This window comes from Metallosphaera tengchongensis, assembly GCF_013343295.1.
In the GTDB taxonomy this organism is placed as follows: Archaea; Thermoproteota; Thermoprotei_A; order Sulfolobales; family Sulfolobaceae; genus Metallosphaera; species Metallosphaera tengchongensis.
On record NZ_CP049074.1, the window covers coordinates 477,501 to 493,376 of the forward strand.

A 15,876-nucleotide genomic window follows, 5' to 3' on the forward strand; every position below is an offset into this window, starting at 1 on the left:
GAAAGCGCGGCCTAGCGAACGCTCGTGCCCCCACACGTGGGGGCCGGGCATGACAGAAAAGTTACCTCGGGGATAACAGGGTCGTCGCGGGCGAGAGCTCCCATCGACCCCGCGGTTTGCTACATCGATGTCGGCTCTTCCCACCCTGGAGGTGCAGCTGCCTCCAAGGGTAGGGCTGCCCGCCCGTTAAAGGGGAACGTGAGCTGGGTTTAGACCGTCGCGAGACAGGTCGGACTCTAAGGGTGAGGAGTGCACGCCGCCTGAGGGGAAGGTACTCCTAGTACGAGAGGAACAGGGTATCGGGGCCTCTAGTCTGCCGGTTGTCCGATGGGGCAGTGCCGGGCAGCCACGCCCTAGGGGGTAACCGCTGAAAGCATCTAAGCGGGAACCCCTCCCCAAAAAGAGGCGGCGGTGCATGTCAGCCGCAAGGTTGGCATGCGGGAGCCCTCCCCAAGAACAGGGGGTTGATGGGGTGGGGATGTGAGCCTCGAGGGCGAAAGTCCGAGAGGTTTAGTCTGCCACTCCCAATCGGGCGAGTCCAGCGCAACGTCTCTAGGTGGCTGGGTGTAATTGGTCACGGTTAGCCTCTGGCAACTTGATGGATAGTTTTCGGTTCTGCTTCTTGAAGTGCTTTTTGTTCTGTAAGGTCATGTTTTCTCGTCAAGTGTTGTATAATGAGTATTGCATGTGCATTTCCTGGAAGTAGAGGCCTCCTACATTCCGTGCTTGTCAATACGTCAAGGCTGGGGGAAGCCTAGGAGAGTAGTAGACTGTCTTCTATGTCACGGACTTTGCAGTGACGTAAACGGCAATCTCAACGAGATGAAGTTAGGGATAATAAATGATGTTAACGGGTAAAGGAAACCTCTCTCCTTTCTAGTCCCTTCAAACGAAGTAACCTTAGAATGTAGAGCTTTAGACTTAAGCAAAATCCCTTCAGGGCAGAGAGGTCAGTTTGTTATGAACTTACTCGTATGGTCCTCGTTCTGTGGGCATTAACCTCAGACAAAAAACGGAAGGCTCATGGAAACTGTAGGGTTCAGCTCTTGCCCCTCTCCATTCCGTACATGACCGAAAAATTGGAGAGAACCCCTAACGCGAAAATTAAGTGAACTATGAGGAGGAAGCTGTTCAGATGAGCCCCTATTATTCCGTTAGCTATCACTAGGAAGGCGTTGCCCAGCGACATTCTTCTTTCTACCCCTTTGGTACTCATTGCGAAAATTATTGAGAGTACCAGAAGCACAGCTCCAACTACCCCGTGCAAGATAAGTAGGTCATACCCTAGGCCAATCAAGGCCCCAATAACTATCTGGAGTACTGAAATACCCGAGGAGATGAGGGCTAAAGTGGTCAACTTCACCATTTGGATTTCGAGTCTAAGCTTAATACCTTTTCTAATCTAACCTAAGGTAACGTTATCTTTCATATCACCAGTTGAAGGGGATCCCATCACGACGTTAGGAAAGAAGACCCTCAACGCAGAGTTGCGTCCCTGTTTGATGTAAACTTCTTGAAGTCGTCCGTTCAAATTATACCTCACGGAGAGGTCACATTATTACAGAGATTATATGTTCTGGCAAACTTTTATGTAATTCTGACCTCCCATCTTATGCAACTTTTACCTATCTACGAGAATTTTACTGTAGAGGTCTACAACGAGGTGGTGAGGAGAGTTAAGCTTACGTCTAAGTACGAGTCTGTAGGGTTGCCATCGTCCCCGTTCATGGCCTTCCTGTACCCGAGCTAGGGGTTTAACTAAGAGCTCGATCTAGTGAAGTCAGGTTGGTTCATGACCCTTCCTAAAGCAGGAAGGTTGGCGCGTCTAAACTTGTCCTTTCAGAGCGGAGCCCTGAAAATAACGTTAAGGAACTGAGGAACCTGAAATTGGGCTAGGAGGCGATCCATCAAGTGGTGACCTCTGGAAAGAACGTCAAGACTGTCGAGATAACGGTGAAATCCTTGGACTTCTGGCATAGGGAACTGGAGCGCAGGTACTCCTTGAGAGTGCCCCACGAGATCTGGATAGTTCTAGACGAGGGGTCAGAGAGTGGGGTTAAGGAGAGAGCAGGCGAGACCTCTCGTCTAGTTGTAGTTCCCAGGGAGGTATGAGACGAAAAACGGTAGCATGTTTAAGGTTAGAGCTCTCCGGTACACCATGGAAGTGAGGGAGTCGAGGAAGAGAACCTTGTTTACTTGCACGACAAAGAGACCGTGTTGGGACAGAGTTGGGATTGCTGAGTTCTTGAGAAACCCCCACAGAAATCGGGGTTCACCCCATAACCTACCCGGTGAACTGGAGGGGTGACGTAATATCCAAAATAGAGAGTCTTAGGATCTCCAATGACACTGTTAACCTCTCCTTGTCTCCAAAGGGGGTATGGCACGGGCCTGGCTTCATAGTGAGGTCTGATGTGGAGAGAGGTGGGTCGGGACTTTGGGTTAACCAGAGCCGTGGACCTGCTTTTCCACCTGAGAGCTAAGGAGAGTTACACCTATTAGGTCATGAGGGGCTTTGCTTATGAGATGCCGTAGTCAACAGTTTCAGTGATCTAATTAAGTTTATATCGTCTCATATCGCTATCTTATACGATGCTTAGACCAAAGGAGGTATGCGAGAGGCTAGGCATAACCTACACCACACTCTGGACTTACGTCAAACAGGGTAAGATTAAGCCAGTAGTCCTAGAGACAGGTAAGTGGAGGTTTAGGGAGGAGGACGTGGAGAGGTTGATGGGTGTGGTGAAGAAGAGGAAGGTAGTCCTCTACGCTAGGGTGTCCTCAAACAAGGAGAAGGACGAGCTAGTCAGACAGGTCTCTTTCCTCCAGGAAAAGGTGAAGGAGTACGACCTAGTCATCACTGACGTCGGCTCAGGCCTCGACATGAAGAGGAAGGGGTTCCAAAAACTTCTAAGGATGGTCCTCGACAACGAGGTCTCTAAGGTAGTCATTGCGTCTAGGGACAGGCTACTCACGTTCGGTTTTGAGGTAATGGAGGAGGTGTGTGGGGCCCACAACTGCGAAGTCGAAGTGTTGGAGGAGGACAAGACGCTAGGGCAGGAGCTGGTAGAGGACTTGATCAGTGCACTTTTGTCCTTCAGCGAGAAACTGTACGGGGTGGGGAGCAATAAGTACGAGAAGGTGAAGGAGTGCGTCAAGGAGCTTAAGGATTAATAAGCTCTACGAGTGTAGCATAAAGGTATTCCTCGTTGTCGAGTATAACACTTCTAGGCTCTTTGCTTTCCACGACATTGGAGTGAGGAGACGTCCTAGGAGGTCGTCAGCTGCCCAATAGGTAACAGACTTCACAGCGACGTCAACGGAGCTTTAAACGTAATGAAGAAAGGAATAGAGAAAACCGTATGCTCACTAAAGAAGCCTTTCTCCTCTAGTAACGTCAAACGGAGTAGCTCCCACAAAGGGGAGTAACGCTTTAACCCTGGTGGAACCCTCGCCCTTCAGGGCAGTGAGGAGGTCAGACTGGGCCGTGGTAAGCAGTTTCAGTGAGAGTATTAAGTTTATATAACTCCATACTGACATTTCTGCATAATGCCGGATGTGGGTATGTATCCCGAAAGGCTTGTATATGGACAGCCCAAGATGTGCGGGTTCCCCCACTTAGACGCTACCCCGTCTAGGTGGGTCGGGGTTACCCCGCTAATGGGGCGGAGGAGGGTGAAGGAAAACCCGCTCGACTCCCGTGAAGCCCAAGGGTTGAGGGTTGATATCAAGTTATATGAGACCCGATGAAACCCAAACCCCTTAACCACTCCCCATGTCAGATGAAAACAGTTTAATGTTCTCAATATTATCTTAACGTTCAAACCGTCTTTGATCTCTTATGGACAAGACCGCTTCAGAGGTTATAGCTAGGCTGGACAGACTCTCTGTCTGGTCCCTCCCCTCACTTTTCATAGGTATTCTAGGAACTGGGTTCCTCTTTACCTTTTTTGATATCTTTGACGTAAACGTGTCTTTCGTTCAGACAGCTATAACTACCTTCGGAGCAAATTCCCCTTCCTCTCCCTTGATCCCACAGTTACTCGGGCCTGTGGTTCTTTGGAACCTAGTGGGGTACGTCATTGGCGCCTTAGGCTTAACCCCATTTGCGGATAAGTACGGAAGGAAGAGGATGCTCATGCTAACCATGGCTATCACTGGGCTCGGGTCGCTATACAACGCCCTTTCCCCTGACTACCTCAACTATCTAGTTGCAAGGACAATAACAGGTATAGGCGTTGGAGCTGACCTGGCAATTGTGAACACTTACATAAACGAGGTGTCCCCCATAAACGGTAGGGCTAAGTTCACTTCCCTGGTCTTCCTTTTCGCCACTCTTGGAGCTTTTCTAGGACTGTGGGTAGGGCTTCTCCTGACCACTCCACCAGCTCCTTTCCCTCTAGGTCTTCCCTTTGCCTTGGGTGGTTCTGGGATATTCGAGCACGATGGGTGGAGGATAATGTATGGGATTGGATCCCTCCTAGCGTTAATAGGGTTACTCTTGAGGTATGAGCTCCCAGAGTCCCCACGGTGGTTGGTCTCCAAGGGGAGGATAGAGGATGCGTTAAGGATTGTAGAGAGAATGGAGGAGATAGCTAGAGGAAAGGTCGGCGAGTTACCCCCGGTACCCCAATACATTGAGGTTAAGACCAACACTGAGGTCTCCTTCAAAGAGGCTATGAAGACAGTCATAGGGAACAAGGTATACTTAAAGAGGTGGCTCATCCTCCTTGGACTATGGTTCTTCGGCTACATTACAGTCTACACCAACGCTGCGGGTTTAACCACCATACTCTCAGCCTTAGGTTACCCAGTACCCGAGGCGGGGATGATAGCGTCCCTTGGGGTGCTGGGATTCATAGCTGTCCCAGTGTTCTTAATCTTCTTTGGGGATAAGTTGGAGAGGAAGACATGGGTTCCCATCTCAGCTGTCCTGAGCTTGGTGGGAGTGCTAGTCATGGCGAGCTCAAACAACTTCCCTTTGGAAGTGTTAGGGGCTATACTCCTGTTCTTTGGGATAGACCTATGGGTTCCGGTCTCCTATACGTGGACTACGGAGAACTTCCCAACCAGGGCTAGGGTGACTGCATTTGGCTTGGCGGACGGTTTGGGGCATGTGGGAGGAGGGATTGGTGCCTTCGGAGTATCTCTAGAGATAGGGAACATAATACTCCACAACCCTGGTGGGCACGTCAGCTTAGAAGTCTTGACACTAATGGTCTCCTTCCAGCTAATCTCTGCCTTAATTTCTATAGCAGGGATAAAAACTGCCAATAGACGTCTTGATGAGATCTCTCCCCATTAGAGCTTTTTTGACCATTATAATTTTATTAAGATATATATTGGACCATCAACACTTTTAAACTATAAGTTATTCATATAATTTATATGGGAACCTTAAAGCTGATGACAGTTTCAGTCCAACATGAGGACTGCTGGACTAGTGAAGTTAGGGAGGTTGAAGCCAGCACCCTGAACTATCAGGTTTACCCGGAGAGGAATTATCTTAGGTCTAGGATAATCTTTCAAAATGGAGGGAAGAGTGTCCTCAACAAGTTTAAGAAATCAGCAGGAGTAATAGGTGTAAACAAGGTCGTTCAACAGGACGGTCTGTTTCTCGTTGACTTCCTCAACCAGTATAAGGGGTCTATGGCAGGTTTACTGTACGACATGGAGGTGATGATTATTTACAATAGGATCTTTGGAGGGATCGAGAGCTGGAGCTTTGCCCTAACGAAGGACAGGATATCTGAGGTGCTGAGGGAAATTTCCTCCCACGGAAAGGTAGTGGACTACGTGGTTGACGACTTCAGGATGAGCCTTGGGCCAAGGCTTTCCCCCTCGGAGAAGAAAGTCTTGAAGGCTGCTTACGCCAACGGTTACCTCGAGTATCCCAGGAGGGCGGACGCAGATGAGGTCTCCTCGCTTTTAGGGCTCAGCAAGGTGACCTTCCTCCATCACCTGAGAAACGCTTATAGAAAGCTCACAAGTTACTATTTATCAACTGTTAAGGATTGAGGCCTGTACCTTCTTCTTGACTCGACAGACGTCTCTAACATTTTATGGATGCCTGAGCCCTCACGTTGGGACGCATAGATGACCAGGGCTGGGCCGTGACACTTAGTTGGGAAAACTACACGTTTGATTTCATGAAAGACATCAAGGGAGTGTGACATTGTGCAAGGTATTATATTAAAACTGTCATGAAACGGGTTAACGGAAATACTTTAGACCTTGAAAGGGGGCTATATTTTGAAGTTTATGTTGCCTATAATTCTAGGCGGAGAGAAAGTGGAAACGGAGGCCTCAGTGGACGTGGTCAACCCTGCAAACGGGCAGGTCATTGATAGGGTCTGCGTGGCAGGTAGAGAGGAGACTAAGAGGGCGGTTGAGGTAGCTGAAGAAGCGTTCCAGGAGTTCTCAAGGCTCCCCCTTAAGGATAGGACTAAGATCCTCCTAAGGGTCGCGGACTTAATTGAGGAAGATAGGGAGAAACTAGAGGTAACCCTCTCTAAGGAGTCCGGGAAACCCATCAGGGACGCGCGGGTTGAAGTGACCAGGGCGATTCATCTCTTCAGGTCGACCGCTGAGGAAGCAAAGCTGATCCTAGAGGGTAAAACCTATAGGGTAGACGGTTACGAGTACCCACCGGGTAACGAGAGGAGGCTGGTCTTCTCGGTGAGGGAGCCTCTGGGGGTTGTGGGAGCGATACTCCCGTTTAATTTCCCGGCCAACAGCTTCGCCCACAAGGTTTCACCGAACATTGCAGTTGGGAACGCCATCGTAGTTAAGCCGTCCACCTCTACGCCTATCACTAGCCTCATGTTGGGAGAGATAATGTATAGGGCAGGACTACCCAGGGGTGTTCTGAGCGTCCTGCCCGGGGGAGGGGAAACGGTGGGTTCTGAGATAGTTGAGAACAGAAAGGTAAAGGGAATAACTTTCACTGGTTCCACTGCAGTGGGTGTAGGAATAGCCTCAAGGGCCGTGTTAACGGGAAAGAGGATTATGATGGAAATGGGTGGATCGGATCCCATTATCGTCATGAAAGACGCTGATTTGGGGAAGGCCGTGGACGTTTCCGTGAGGGCCAGGTTCGAGTATTCGGGTCAGAACTGTAATGCGGGGAAGAGGATAATCGTCCACGAGAGTGTTTACCATAAGTTCGTCCAGGAGTTCACGAGAAAGGTCAAGTCCCTGAAGGTGGGAGATCCACTGGAGGAGAGCACGGATTTGGGGCCTGTAATATCCCATAACGCTGTGATGGACATGGAGAGAGTAGTTAAGGACTCCATACAGAGAGGAGGGAAGGTCTATGAAGGCTCTAAGCCAGACCACGGTTTCTACTTCCCACCGACGGTAATTGAAAACGCGAACCTCGATATGGTCGCCATGAGAACTGAGGTCTTTGGGCCCATAGCTCCGATAGCGATGTTCTCAGATGTTGAAGAGGCGGTACAAATGGCGAACGCAACGGATTACGGTCTTCAGGCGTCCATATTTTCCTCTGACGTGAAGCTAGCCTTGAAGGTGGCAAGGGAATTGAAAGCTGGAGCTGTGATAATAAACGATAGCACTAGGTTAAGGTGGGACTCATTACCCTTCGGCGGAGTTGGCATGAGCGGGTTGGGGAGTAGGGAGGGGATAAGGAACACCATGCTGACCTTAAGTGAGGAGAAGATCGTTTCCGTAGACCTGAGCTGAATCATAGGGTTGAAGACCAGAGTTTAGGGTTAGTTTGCAGGGTTTCATGCCATGTTTACTACGTTTAATTAGATGAAAGTGATGAAGACCGAGTTCAAGAAATACAGGTCGAGATCTAAGACTGTCCGTAGGGGAAGTCTAATCCCTCCGTGGAGTTCAGGAGATCTAGGAGCTGAAATCCGTTTCATTTGCAGTTTATCAATAGCAGTGTCCACATGAGAGACTATGATAGACATACTTAGGGTTTCCCACGTCGTTTACAGAGTGACCAATTTAGAGGCTTCACTTCGTTTTTATAGGGATCTCTTGGGATTCGTAGAGACAGAGAGGAACGGGGACGAAGCTTACCTCAGGGGAGTGGAGGAGGGGCAGCACCACAGTCTTGTGCTTAAGAGGGCGAGCTCCCCAGGTCTCTCTTACGCAGCCCTTAGGGTTAGGAGACCAGAGGTCCTGGATCAGGCCAGGAACGTGTTTGACGAGATGGGGATTAGGTATAGGAGGCATAAGGAAAGGGGGGTCGAGGACGCTGTACTATTTGAGGATCCTCAGGGAATTCCCATCATGCTTTACTACGACATGGAGTACGTTGAGAACATCAGGCTTAGGTTTCATCTTCATAGGGGAGTTTCCCCAGTCAGGTTGGATCATATAAACTTCATGGTCAAGGACCTGAACGCCGAGATCGAGTTCTACACGAAGATCTTTGGGTTCACGGAGACCGAGAACTTCCTGGATAAGGAGGGCAACAAAATGGTGTCTTGGATGACAAAGATCGGCCATTCACACGAAATTGCAGTAGCCAGGAGCTCCAAGAACGTTCCAGGATTTCACCACGCGACGTTCTACGTTCACGAGGTTAGGGATATACTCAGGGCTGCGGACTTAGTCTCCTCAGCCCAACTCTGGGACAGCTTAGAGAGGGGACCTGGGAGGCACGGAGTGACTCAAGGCTTCTACGTGTATCTGAGAGACCCTGATAGGAATAGGCTCGAGTTCTTCACTGGAGACTACTTGGTCCTCGACCCAGATAAGTGGAAGCCAATCTCTTGGACCTGGGATCAGCTTAAGTACAGGGCCGACTTCTGGGGAAAGGACGTCCCCGAGTCCTGGTTGAAGGAGTGGGTTCCCGTGGAGGACATCACGGGTAAATTAAGGGGGTGGAATTCTTGATCCGAAAGGGAATAGACTTCGTAAGGAGCATGAAGGATGGGCACCACGGAGAAATATTCTACAACGGAGAGAGAGTAAAAGACGTGACGGAGCACCCTGCCTTCAGGGCTGCGGTCCGCACTGTGGCGGACTACTACGACCTCCATTGGAAGGACGAGTACAAGGAATACCTCAAGACTTACAACCCTGACGTCGGGGAGGAAACCAGCATCACCTTCTTCAGGCCTAGGAATAAGGACGACCTCAGGAAGTTGAGGATTGGGATAAGTAAGATATATGACTTCTACAAGGGCTTCTTCGGGAGGAGCCCCGACTACCTCAACGTCTGGACCATGCTGTTCTACGCGCACGCCGAGGACTACTTCGGAAAGGTATTTGGAAGCAGGATGATGGAGAACGTCATCGAGATCTACAAGGAAGCGGCCAGGCAGGACCTGTTCTACACCCACGCTATAGTCGCTCCCATGTACGATAGGTCAAGACCACCTTCCCAGTGGGAAGACCCTTACATTCAAGTTGGAGTGGTCAGGGAGGACAGCGAGGGTTTAGTGGTCAGGGGTGCGGCGTTACTTTCAACGGCAGGTCCGTACTCTGAGAGGTTGTGGTACTTGCCCAACATAAGGAGGGACAGCGATCCGAGGTACTCCGTGTTCTTCTCCCTTCCGACGGAGAGTAAGGGCGTGAAGTTCGTATCCAGGAGGGGTTTCTACCCGAGAGATAACCTAGGAGAGTTTGAGTACCCTATAACCTCCAGGTATGAGGAACCAGACGCAATAATGGTCCTAGACAACGTCTTGATCCCTTGGGATAGGGTGATATTCTACAAGAAACCTGAAGAGATCGAAGGGTTCATGTGGCACACCGTTAACCTCAGGGGTTGGTTTAACTGGCACTTCGTAATCCAGCACTACTCCAGGACTAAGTTCCTAGCTGGACTTGCCATAGCCATAGCGGAGGCTGTAGGGATTAATAACTTCATAAACGTCCAGGAAAAGCTCGGAGAGATCCTCATATACCTAGCCATGTATGAGGCCGGGATGGTAGCCTCTGAGGAGCTGGGCGAACAGCTCGACAGCATTTACAGGCCCAACCCCCAGATAGCCATTGCGGTGAGCTCAATGGGGATGAAGGCATTGCCCAGGATAAACGAGATACTGAGGTCCATTAGCGCCGGTTCCTCCATCCCTGTCCCAGCTGGAATCAGGGACTTTGAGAACCCCGAGGAGAGGCCTCTCCTAGAGAAGTATATGGCCTCCAAGGGTCTGCCTGCCCTAGAAAGGGTGAAGCTGTTTAACGTGCTCTGGGACACCATTGGGTCGGAGACCGGGATAAGGTATGAGCAGTACGACAGGTTTAGTAGGGGTGACCCAACCATAAGGTGGGCACAGATGTACACTGAGGTCTACAGGGATAAGAAGCACGAATTCGTGAAGATGGTCAGGGACATCATGGATCAGATGCCAAACCCTAAAGCCTAGTTCTCCAATTGTGAGACATATGAAGCTAGTCTCTTTTAAGGTCGGAGAGCAGGTCAAGTTCGGGGTCCTGGAGGGTGGGGAAATAGAGGTGACTGAAGGCTTCAACGGGAGGAGGACAGGAGAGACTCTCAAGTTGAGCGACGTTTCCCTGACCTTCCCCATTTATCCTACTGCTATATTCTGTACCTTGGTCAACTCCCCCAGGATGTTGGGAGTTGAAAGTAAGGAGGAGGCCAGGAATATGCTAGGGTCCCCAAAGTTCTTCATCAAGCTACCGCAGACGGTCATAGGGTACAGGGACACGATACTAGCTCCAAGGTCTGGGGTCAGGCCTGAGGTAGAGATAGGGATAGTTGTGAAAAGACCCATCAAGAACGCCTCAACACAGGAGGTTAGGGACTCCATCTTGGGCTACGTAGCCTTCAACGATGTGACTGCACCCGGGGAGATGAAGGAGGACATGTACTACGCCTACAGGAGGGACCCAGCTGACGGAAAGGTCAAAAGGATGGCAGTGAGGGGTTCTCACTTTAGGAACAAGAACAGGGACACTTTCTCCCCCATGGGACCTTTCGTGGTCACTACAGATGAAATGAGTGACATCTCAGGGCTCGAGATGAGAAGTACCTACGGAAACGCCGTAGTACAAATGGGCAATAGCGACGAACTTGTGTACGGTGCGGAGGAACTTCTTAGGGAGTTGTCAAAGGTGCTCACTGTACCCAAGTTCAGCCTTGTCACAACTGGGACAATAGGTTACTCCAATGCGGAGGAGGCTTCGGAGTACAAGCTGGAGGCTAAGGAAGCAGTATTGAGTGTGGAGGTTGAGGGTTTGGGGAGGCTAGAAAACCCAGTGAAAGTGGCCGAGAGATGAGACCCGTTACCTAACTGCTTAGCCTCAAGGGTAACCGTTTTCAACAGTTATCTGGACTTCCCGGTTACAGAGAGAACTTATCCACTAACCTGTAGGTTATCTCCTGCGCGACGTTGGCTAACTTCAAGAAGTAGGGGTCTACCCTTAACTTGGAGGGGACGTAGATCTCTCTCTTCCCAGTCCTAATTCCCTTCAGTATTGCCCTCGCCACTGCCTCTGGCTCCACAGCGTACTTGGGGGTAATCTCCCTACCCTTAAAGGAGGGGTGGGAGCTGAAGTTCGTCTTGACCGGTCCAGGGTAGACCCCGGACACTTTCACTCCGTACTTCCTGGCTTCACTCCATAGGCCGTTGGTGAAGCTTGAGAGAGCTGCCTTGGTAGCAGAGTACACAAGTAAAACCGGGGAGTTAACGTATGCTGCCTCTGAGACAACGTTGACGATTGAACCCATCCTTCTCTTTGCCATGTGGGGGTATACCATCTTAGTTGTGTAGATTGGACCCAGGAAATTGGTCTTGACCATGTACTCCTCCTCTTCCACAGGAGTCTCCAGAAATGATCCGTAAACCCCGAAACCTGCGTTATTTACCAGTACATCTATTTCCCCTATCTCCTCCATTACCTTCCTGACAACCTCCTCAACCTTACCCCTGTCGCTCACGTCCAACTTGATCCTGTGGTGCCCCACTTCAGGTTCGCTCCTCGAAGTCGCTACTACCTCATACCCTTCCTTCATGAGGAGCTCCACGGTAGCCTTTCCTATACCCTTGGAAGCCCCTGTAACTAAGGCTAACATGACCCTATACCTCCACGATGTTATACGCCCTCTTAAAGTTTGACTCAATAACCCTTTCCACTTCCCTTTCCTCCAACCCCTTCGCCCTCGAGATAAAGGATATGGACTCCCTCACCATCCAGGGCTCAAGTAGCCTACCCCTATACACGTAACCCCCATCGCTCTCTGTCAGCAGGATCTCCATAGGGGCTTCGCTCACCACCTTCTGGTGTTTTTCCTGGAACGTTACAGAAGGGTTCACCGAAATGAAGTATCCAGCCCCCTCTATGTCCTTAATCAAGTGGAGGGGACCTGTGTACCAGTGGAATATCGCTCTCCTTATCCCTCTCCTCAACAGTAGGTTGAGGGAGTCCTCCCAGGAGTCTAGAGCGTGTACGTTCACCGTCTTATCTGGCCAGTCCAAGAACGCGTTAAAGTACGCGACCTGGGTCTCCCTGTCGGCCTTGGATAGCCTGTAGTCTAAACCGACCTCCCCTATGAAGTCAGCCTCCTCCACTAGGGCCCTTACCCTCTCTAGCTCGCCATTTCCTGCATTCCAGGGGTGTATCCCAACTCCCCTGAGGACCTTACCCCCCATCTTCAACGTTTCCAGTGACGACTTGAGGTCCATAGACACTGATGCCACGAACACGTCGTAGTCGGTTTTAAGGCCTGAACAGTGACAATGGGCGTCGTAGAGCATTTAGAACCTATCCCCATTTTAAAATTTTTTAAGATATGCTAAATATGAACCGTGGAAAATATTTATAAACAACTATATCTCACTTTATCGTGGTAAAGCATGAACAAGGGTCTAATAATAGGAATAGTTGTATTGATAATAATTATAGTAGGCGTTTTAGCCTATGTAGAGGTTGGTATGAGCCACCACGTTTCCCCGAGTAAGACCACTACCAACACTACCACGTCCACCCCTCCAACTACGTCCTCTACCCCATTATACATCTGGGTAGCCGACGCATACACTGCCGAGGCGCAGTTCCTAGGTTCCTCCTATCAGAACTCCACTGGAATATCAGTCCCTACTCCTAAGGGCGGAGGGTCCTTCGGTCTAGCTAGGGAGATAGCGTCTGAGGGTAGCAACGCCCAAGTTACGGTTTTCCTGCCTGTGGCGCTCTCAGCAGCGTCCTCTCAGTACCTCGGGAACTACTCCTCAGGGTGGGCAATAGCCTTTGTCGCTGACCAGTTGACCATTGCCTACACGAACTCCAGCATTAACAACCAGTATGCTAAGGAAGCCCTCGCTTACGCTAAGCAAGCTGAGGCCGGTAACACCTCGGCTTGGTACGACTTCTTCAACGTGTTAAGTAGCGGAAAGGTAAAGGTAGGGATATCTGACCCAAACACAGACCCAGCTGGGTTCAGGGCTTGGATAACCCTGGAGTTGGCAGGTTACGAATACGCCAATAACACCTTTCTGTTCTACAATGACATGCTAAAGAACAGTGGAAACGTCACGGCTGCTAACGCAGCTGAGTTAGTATCCCCGCTCGAGGCTGGGCAGATCAACTTCCTCTTCATATACAAGTCAGCAGCGATCGCAAAGGGCCTCCAGTACGTGCAGTTGCCCCCACAAGTGAACCAAGGAGACCCCAAGTACGCCTCGCTCTACTCCGAGTTTGAGTACAACCTCTCCACTGGACCAGTGAAAGGATCTCCCATCTACTTGTTCATTACTGTCCCTAAGAACACCAATAACCCCACTGAGGCCTTGAACTTTGTGGTATACGTGGTGGAGAACTCCCAGGCCCTCTCAAAGTTCGGGCTCCTACCTCTCTCCCCAGCTATCCTGTTCAACTCCACAGCTGTTCCACAGCAGATAGCCTCATTACTGGCTCAAGGTAAACTAGTGGAAGGAGGTCCCATTTGAACTGGGTAAAGGTAATTTCCGTTTTTTCCGTTCTTCTCCTCTCAGCACCAGTGCTCTTCATCTTGATCGTCGGCTTCACAATTTTCAGGTCACAACAGGCCTTCTCGTCCTACTTCCTGGACGGGGTTGAGCTTTCCCTCCTATCCTCAGTTGTGGCTGGGGTGCTTGACGTAATAGCCTTCACTCCCCTAGCTTACTACCTATCTAGGAGTAGGGACCCTGTTGTAGATGCCCTAGCTGACGTCCCAGCTTCCATACCGCACCCCATTGTGGGTGTAGCCCTAGTGTTTCTAGACGGGAGCTTCTCACCAGTGGGCAGGTTTCTTCAGTCCATTGGGATAAACTTTTTCGACACCTTTCAGGGCCTAGTCGCAGCCCTTGTCATAGTCTCAGCCCCCATATACGTCAGGGGCATGAGGTCCTACTTTGACGCCTTACCTAGGTCCTACGAGAGGTACGCCATGGGCCTAGGCGCAGGGCCTCTAAGGACGTTCATTTACGTTGTGTTGCCCGAGTCGCTTAGGGGGGTAATACTCTCCAGTCTGACCAGCATTTCCAGGGCTTTAAGCGAGTTCGGCTCCATAGCTATCATAGCCTATTACGTCCTGGGGGGCCCATTCAAGGACGTCTCCCCAGCCTCTATCCAGATCTACAACTACTACGGCTACTACGGTCCTCAGGTTGCCATCTCGGCCTCAGCAGTCATGATCTTGGTCGGGTTAGTTTTATTGGTAGGTCTAAAGGTGTTAAACTTCAAGATCACCTGACTGGGCTTTATGTTCAGGCTAACCAGTGACGTTAACTCTGCTCTGGACTCACGAGGGTAAGGTGAAGAAAATCATCAACGTGTTGAGAGAGCTCATCTCTTTCCCGCTCTCTTCAGACGGAGTAACTCCCGTAATGGGAGTGAAGCCCAAGACCTCGGTGAGACTCCCGTCCATTGAGGTCGGGTAACTAAGGGTCATCTCATCTACTTATGTCAAGACAAACTCACGCTGCAGGGTGTGCGTGCCCTTGAGTACACTGTTCTGAGGTAACTAGTAGGTGGGGCCGCCGGGATTTGAACCCGGGACCACCAGCGTTCTGGTGGTTAGGGATATCTCCCCAGGCTGGCATCCTAGTCCAAGCTAGACTACGGCCCCCTTGCCGGAATTAGGTTTGCGAGGTTTATAAGTTAATCTCCTGGTAATACTAAATGGTAAAAATAGGGGAGGGAGTTAACCGAAAGTGAATTTCAAGGTGACCTCTCCTCTAGGTCGTTAGGGGTATCACGCCCAGAGCCTTTAAGCGTTGTGGAGGATAACTTTCACTATCAGGTGGGATTTTGGCGGTTGTTTACAGGTGTAGGGAATGTTCACATGAGCTCTACAGGTTTGAGAAAGTGGGGCAAGACTTTTACGGAGTTAGAACTCCATCCGAGATAAGTTCCATTTACGGTGGGAAATGCCCCAAGTGCGGAAGGAGACTCGGGGTCCCCGGGGAAGACGAGATAAAGGTGAGCTTTAAGAAGACTAAGAGGTTGATAAGGTACTGAGTTTAGTCCTGAGGTCCTCCCCTAAAGGGGGAGGGTCTTGCTGGGGCCTGAACGTTACTCCCCTCTGTGGGGGATACTCCTTTGGAAGATACTTTAAAGGAAAGGGGACTTCTTCAGTTTACATGCAACTCTTTTATGCCCAGTTTCATCATGTTAAAACCACCGTTAACGCCACTGTGCAGTCTGTGGCCTAGAGGGCAGTTGATGACTCCTTTGGGTTCCTTCTCACTCCGACGTCGTGGAAAGCACAGGATCTAGAAGTGTTATACTCGACCACTAAGAATACCTTTATACCATACCCGTAGAGTTCGTGCACTATAACCTCTATGAGTTACAAAGCGAGGAAACCCTCGCATGGTTGGGAGGAAGTCAGCATAGGACGCCATGTCTGAGCAAAGAAAAGAGGTGATCACGCCCCGTTGTCCTTCGTCAGTGAAGCCAACGACGCCC

19 protein-coding genes, 1 tRNA gene and 1 rRNA gene (1 of these 21 cut by a window edge) are annotated in these 15,876 nt (G+C 50.3%); 16 read left to right on the forward strand and 5 right to left on the reverse strand.

The window, feature by feature from the left end:
* Window positions 1-548 (forward strand): 23S ribosomal RNA (locus tag GWK48_RS02465) (it extends 2,511 nt beyond the left edge of the window).
* A gap of 491 nt (window positions 549-1,039) precedes the next feature.
* Here the strand turns inward: GWK48_RS02465 and GWK48_RS02470 are convergent.
* Window positions 1,040-1,363: a hypothetical protein gene (locus GWK48_RS02470; protein ID WP_174629270.1), complete on the reverse strand. Its 324-nt coding sequence runs from the start codon at window positions 1,361-1,363 to the stop codon at window positions 1,040-1,042.
* 150 nt (window positions 1,364-1,513) lie between these two features.
* Here GWK48_RS02470 and GWK48_RS11350 point away from each other — a divergent pair, with 150 nt between their 5' ends.
* The 3 genes from GWK48_RS11350 (at window position 1,514) to GWK48_RS02485 (ending at window position 3,174) form a co-directional block, all read left to right on the forward strand.
* A complete protein-coding gene (locus GWK48_RS11350; RefSeq protein ID WP_217451758.1) occupies window positions 1,514-1,750 on the forward strand; it encodes a hypothetical protein in 237 nt (78 codons plus the stop codon).
* A 164-nt stretch (window positions 1,751-1,914) separates the two neighbouring features.
* Window positions 1,915-2,112, forward strand: coding sequence for a hypothetical protein (locus GWK48_RS02480; RefSeq protein WP_174629272.1), 198 nt, complete (start codon window positions 1,915-1,917; stop codon window positions 2,110-2,112).
* Between the two features lie 480 nt (window positions 2,113-2,592).
* A complete protein-coding gene (locus GWK48_RS02485; protein ID WP_174629273.1) occupies window positions 2,593-3,174 on the forward strand; it encodes an IS607 family transposase in 582 nt (193 codons plus the stop codon).
* 195 nt (window positions 3,175-3,369) lie between these two features.
* Here GWK48_RS02485 and GWK48_RS02490 read toward each other — a convergent pair whose 3' ends face one another.
* On the reverse strand, window positions 3,370-3,540 hold the full coding sequence (locus tag GWK48_RS02490) for a hypothetical protein (RefSeq protein WP_174629275.1): 171 nt from the start codon (window positions 3,538-3,540) through the stop codon (window positions 3,370-3,372).
* Window positions 3,541-3,549: 9 nt separating this feature from the next.
* Between GWK48_RS02490 and GWK48_RS02495 the strand changes: the two genes are divergently transcribed.
* The 8 genes from GWK48_RS02495 to GWK48_RS02530 all read left to right on the forward strand — a co-directional run bounded on the left by GWK48_RS02495 (window position 3,550) and on the right by GWK48_RS02530 (window position 11,226).
* A complete protein-coding gene (locus tag GWK48_RS02495) occupies window positions 3,550-3,750 on the forward strand; it encodes a hypothetical protein (RefSeq protein ID WP_174629277.1) in 201 nt (66 codons plus the stop codon).
* A gap of 91 nt (window positions 3,751-3,841) precedes the next feature.
* A complete protein-coding gene (locus tag GWK48_RS02500; RefSeq protein WP_174629279.1) occupies window positions 3,842-5,305 on the forward strand; it encodes an MFS transporter in 1,464 nt (487 codons plus the stop codon).
* Window positions 5,306-5,388: 83 nt separating this feature from the next.
* Window positions 5,389-6,018 carry a helix-turn-helix domain-containing protein gene (locus tag GWK48_RS02505; protein ID WP_174629282.1) on the forward strand — a complete coding sequence of 210 codons (630 nt, stop codon included), beginning with the start codon at window positions 5,389-5,391 and terminating at the stop codon, window positions 6,016-6,018.
* Between the two features lie 243 nt (window positions 6,019-6,261).
* Window positions 6,262-7,704 carry an aldehyde dehydrogenase family protein gene (locus tag GWK48_RS02510; protein ID WP_174632452.1) on the forward strand — a complete coding sequence of 481 codons (1,443 nt, stop codon included), beginning with the start codon at window positions 6,262-6,264 and terminating at the stop codon, window positions 7,702-7,704.
* A gap of 72 nt (window positions 7,705-7,776) precedes the next feature.
* Window positions 7,777-7,923 (forward strand): hypothetical protein, encoded by a 147-nt coding sequence (locus GWK48_RS02515; protein WP_174629284.1) that lies wholly within the window; start codon window positions 7,777-7,779, stop codon window positions 7,921-7,923.
* A 6-nt stretch (window positions 7,924-7,929) separates the two neighbouring features.
* Window positions 7,930-8,874 (forward strand): 3,4-dihydroxyphenylacetate 2,3-dioxygenase, encoded by a 945-nt coding sequence (hpaD, locus tag GWK48_RS02520; RefSeq protein WP_174629286.1) that lies wholly within the window; start codon window positions 7,930-7,932, stop codon window positions 8,872-8,874.
* On the forward strand, window positions 8,871-10,352 hold the full coding sequence (locus GWK48_RS02525) for a 4-hydroxyphenylacetate 3-hydroxylase family protein (protein WP_174629288.1): 1,482 nt from the start codon (window positions 8,871-8,873) through the stop codon (window positions 10,350-10,352). The genes hpaD and GWK48_RS02525 overlap by 4 nt, the downstream gene beginning before the upstream one ends.
* A 19-nt stretch (window positions 10,353-10,371) precedes the next feature.
* Window positions 10,372-11,226 carry a fumarylacetoacetate hydrolase family protein gene (locus GWK48_RS02530; protein ID WP_174629289.1) on the forward strand — a complete coding sequence of 285 codons (855 nt, stop codon included), beginning with the start codon at window positions 10,372-10,374 and terminating at the stop codon, window positions 11,224-11,226.
* Between the two features lie 64 nt (window positions 11,227-11,290).
* On the opposite strand, the gene GWK48_RS02535 is transcribed toward GWK48_RS02530, so the two are convergent.
* A complete protein-coding gene (locus GWK48_RS02535; protein ID WP_174629291.1) occupies window positions 11,291-12,022 on the reverse strand; it encodes an SDR family NAD(P)-dependent oxidoreductase in 732 nt (243 codons plus the stop codon).
* Between the two features lie 4 nt (window positions 12,023-12,026).
* Entirely contained in the window at window positions 12,027-12,704 is a 678-nt protein-coding gene (locus tag GWK48_RS02540; protein WP_174629293.1) for a TatD family hydrolase, read from the reverse strand.
* Between the two features lie 99 nt (window positions 12,705-12,803).
* Between GWK48_RS02540 and GWK48_RS02545 the strand changes: the two genes are divergently transcribed.
* From GWK48_RS02545 to GWK48_RS11650, 3 genes are all read left to right on the forward strand, one after another.
* Window positions 12,804-13,892: an extracellular solute-binding protein gene (locus GWK48_RS02545; RefSeq protein ID WP_174629295.1), complete on the forward strand. Its 1,089-nt coding sequence runs from the start codon at window positions 12,804-12,806 to the stop codon at window positions 13,890-13,892.
* Window positions 13,889-14,659, forward strand: a complete 771-nt coding sequence (locus tag GWK48_RS02550; RefSeq protein WP_174629296.1) for an ABC transporter permease — start codon at window positions 13,889-13,891, stop codon at window positions 14,657-14,659. Before GWK48_RS02545 ends, GWK48_RS02550 begins: the two co-directional genes overlap by 4 nt.
* A gap of 61 nt (window positions 14,660-14,720) precedes the next feature.
* Window positions 14,721-14,846: a hypothetical protein gene (locus GWK48_RS11650; RefSeq protein ID WP_281359995.1), complete on the forward strand. Its 126-nt coding sequence runs from the start codon at window positions 14,721-14,723 to the stop codon at window positions 14,844-14,846.
* Window positions 14,847-14,937: 91 nt separating this feature from the next.
* Here GWK48_RS11650 and GWK48_RS02555 read toward each other — a convergent pair.
* A tRNA-Pro gene (locus GWK48_RS02555) sits at window positions 14,938-15,034 on the reverse strand.
* A 182-nt stretch (window positions 15,035-15,216) separates the two neighbouring features.
* Between GWK48_RS02555 and GWK48_RS02560 the strand changes: the two genes are divergently transcribed.
* Window positions 15,217-15,426 carry a hypothetical protein gene (locus tag GWK48_RS02560; protein ID WP_174629298.1) on the forward strand — a complete coding sequence of 70 codons (210 nt, stop codon included), beginning with the start codon at window positions 15,217-15,219 and terminating at the stop codon, window positions 15,424-15,426.
* Window positions 15,427-15,876 lie beyond the last annotated feature (450 nt).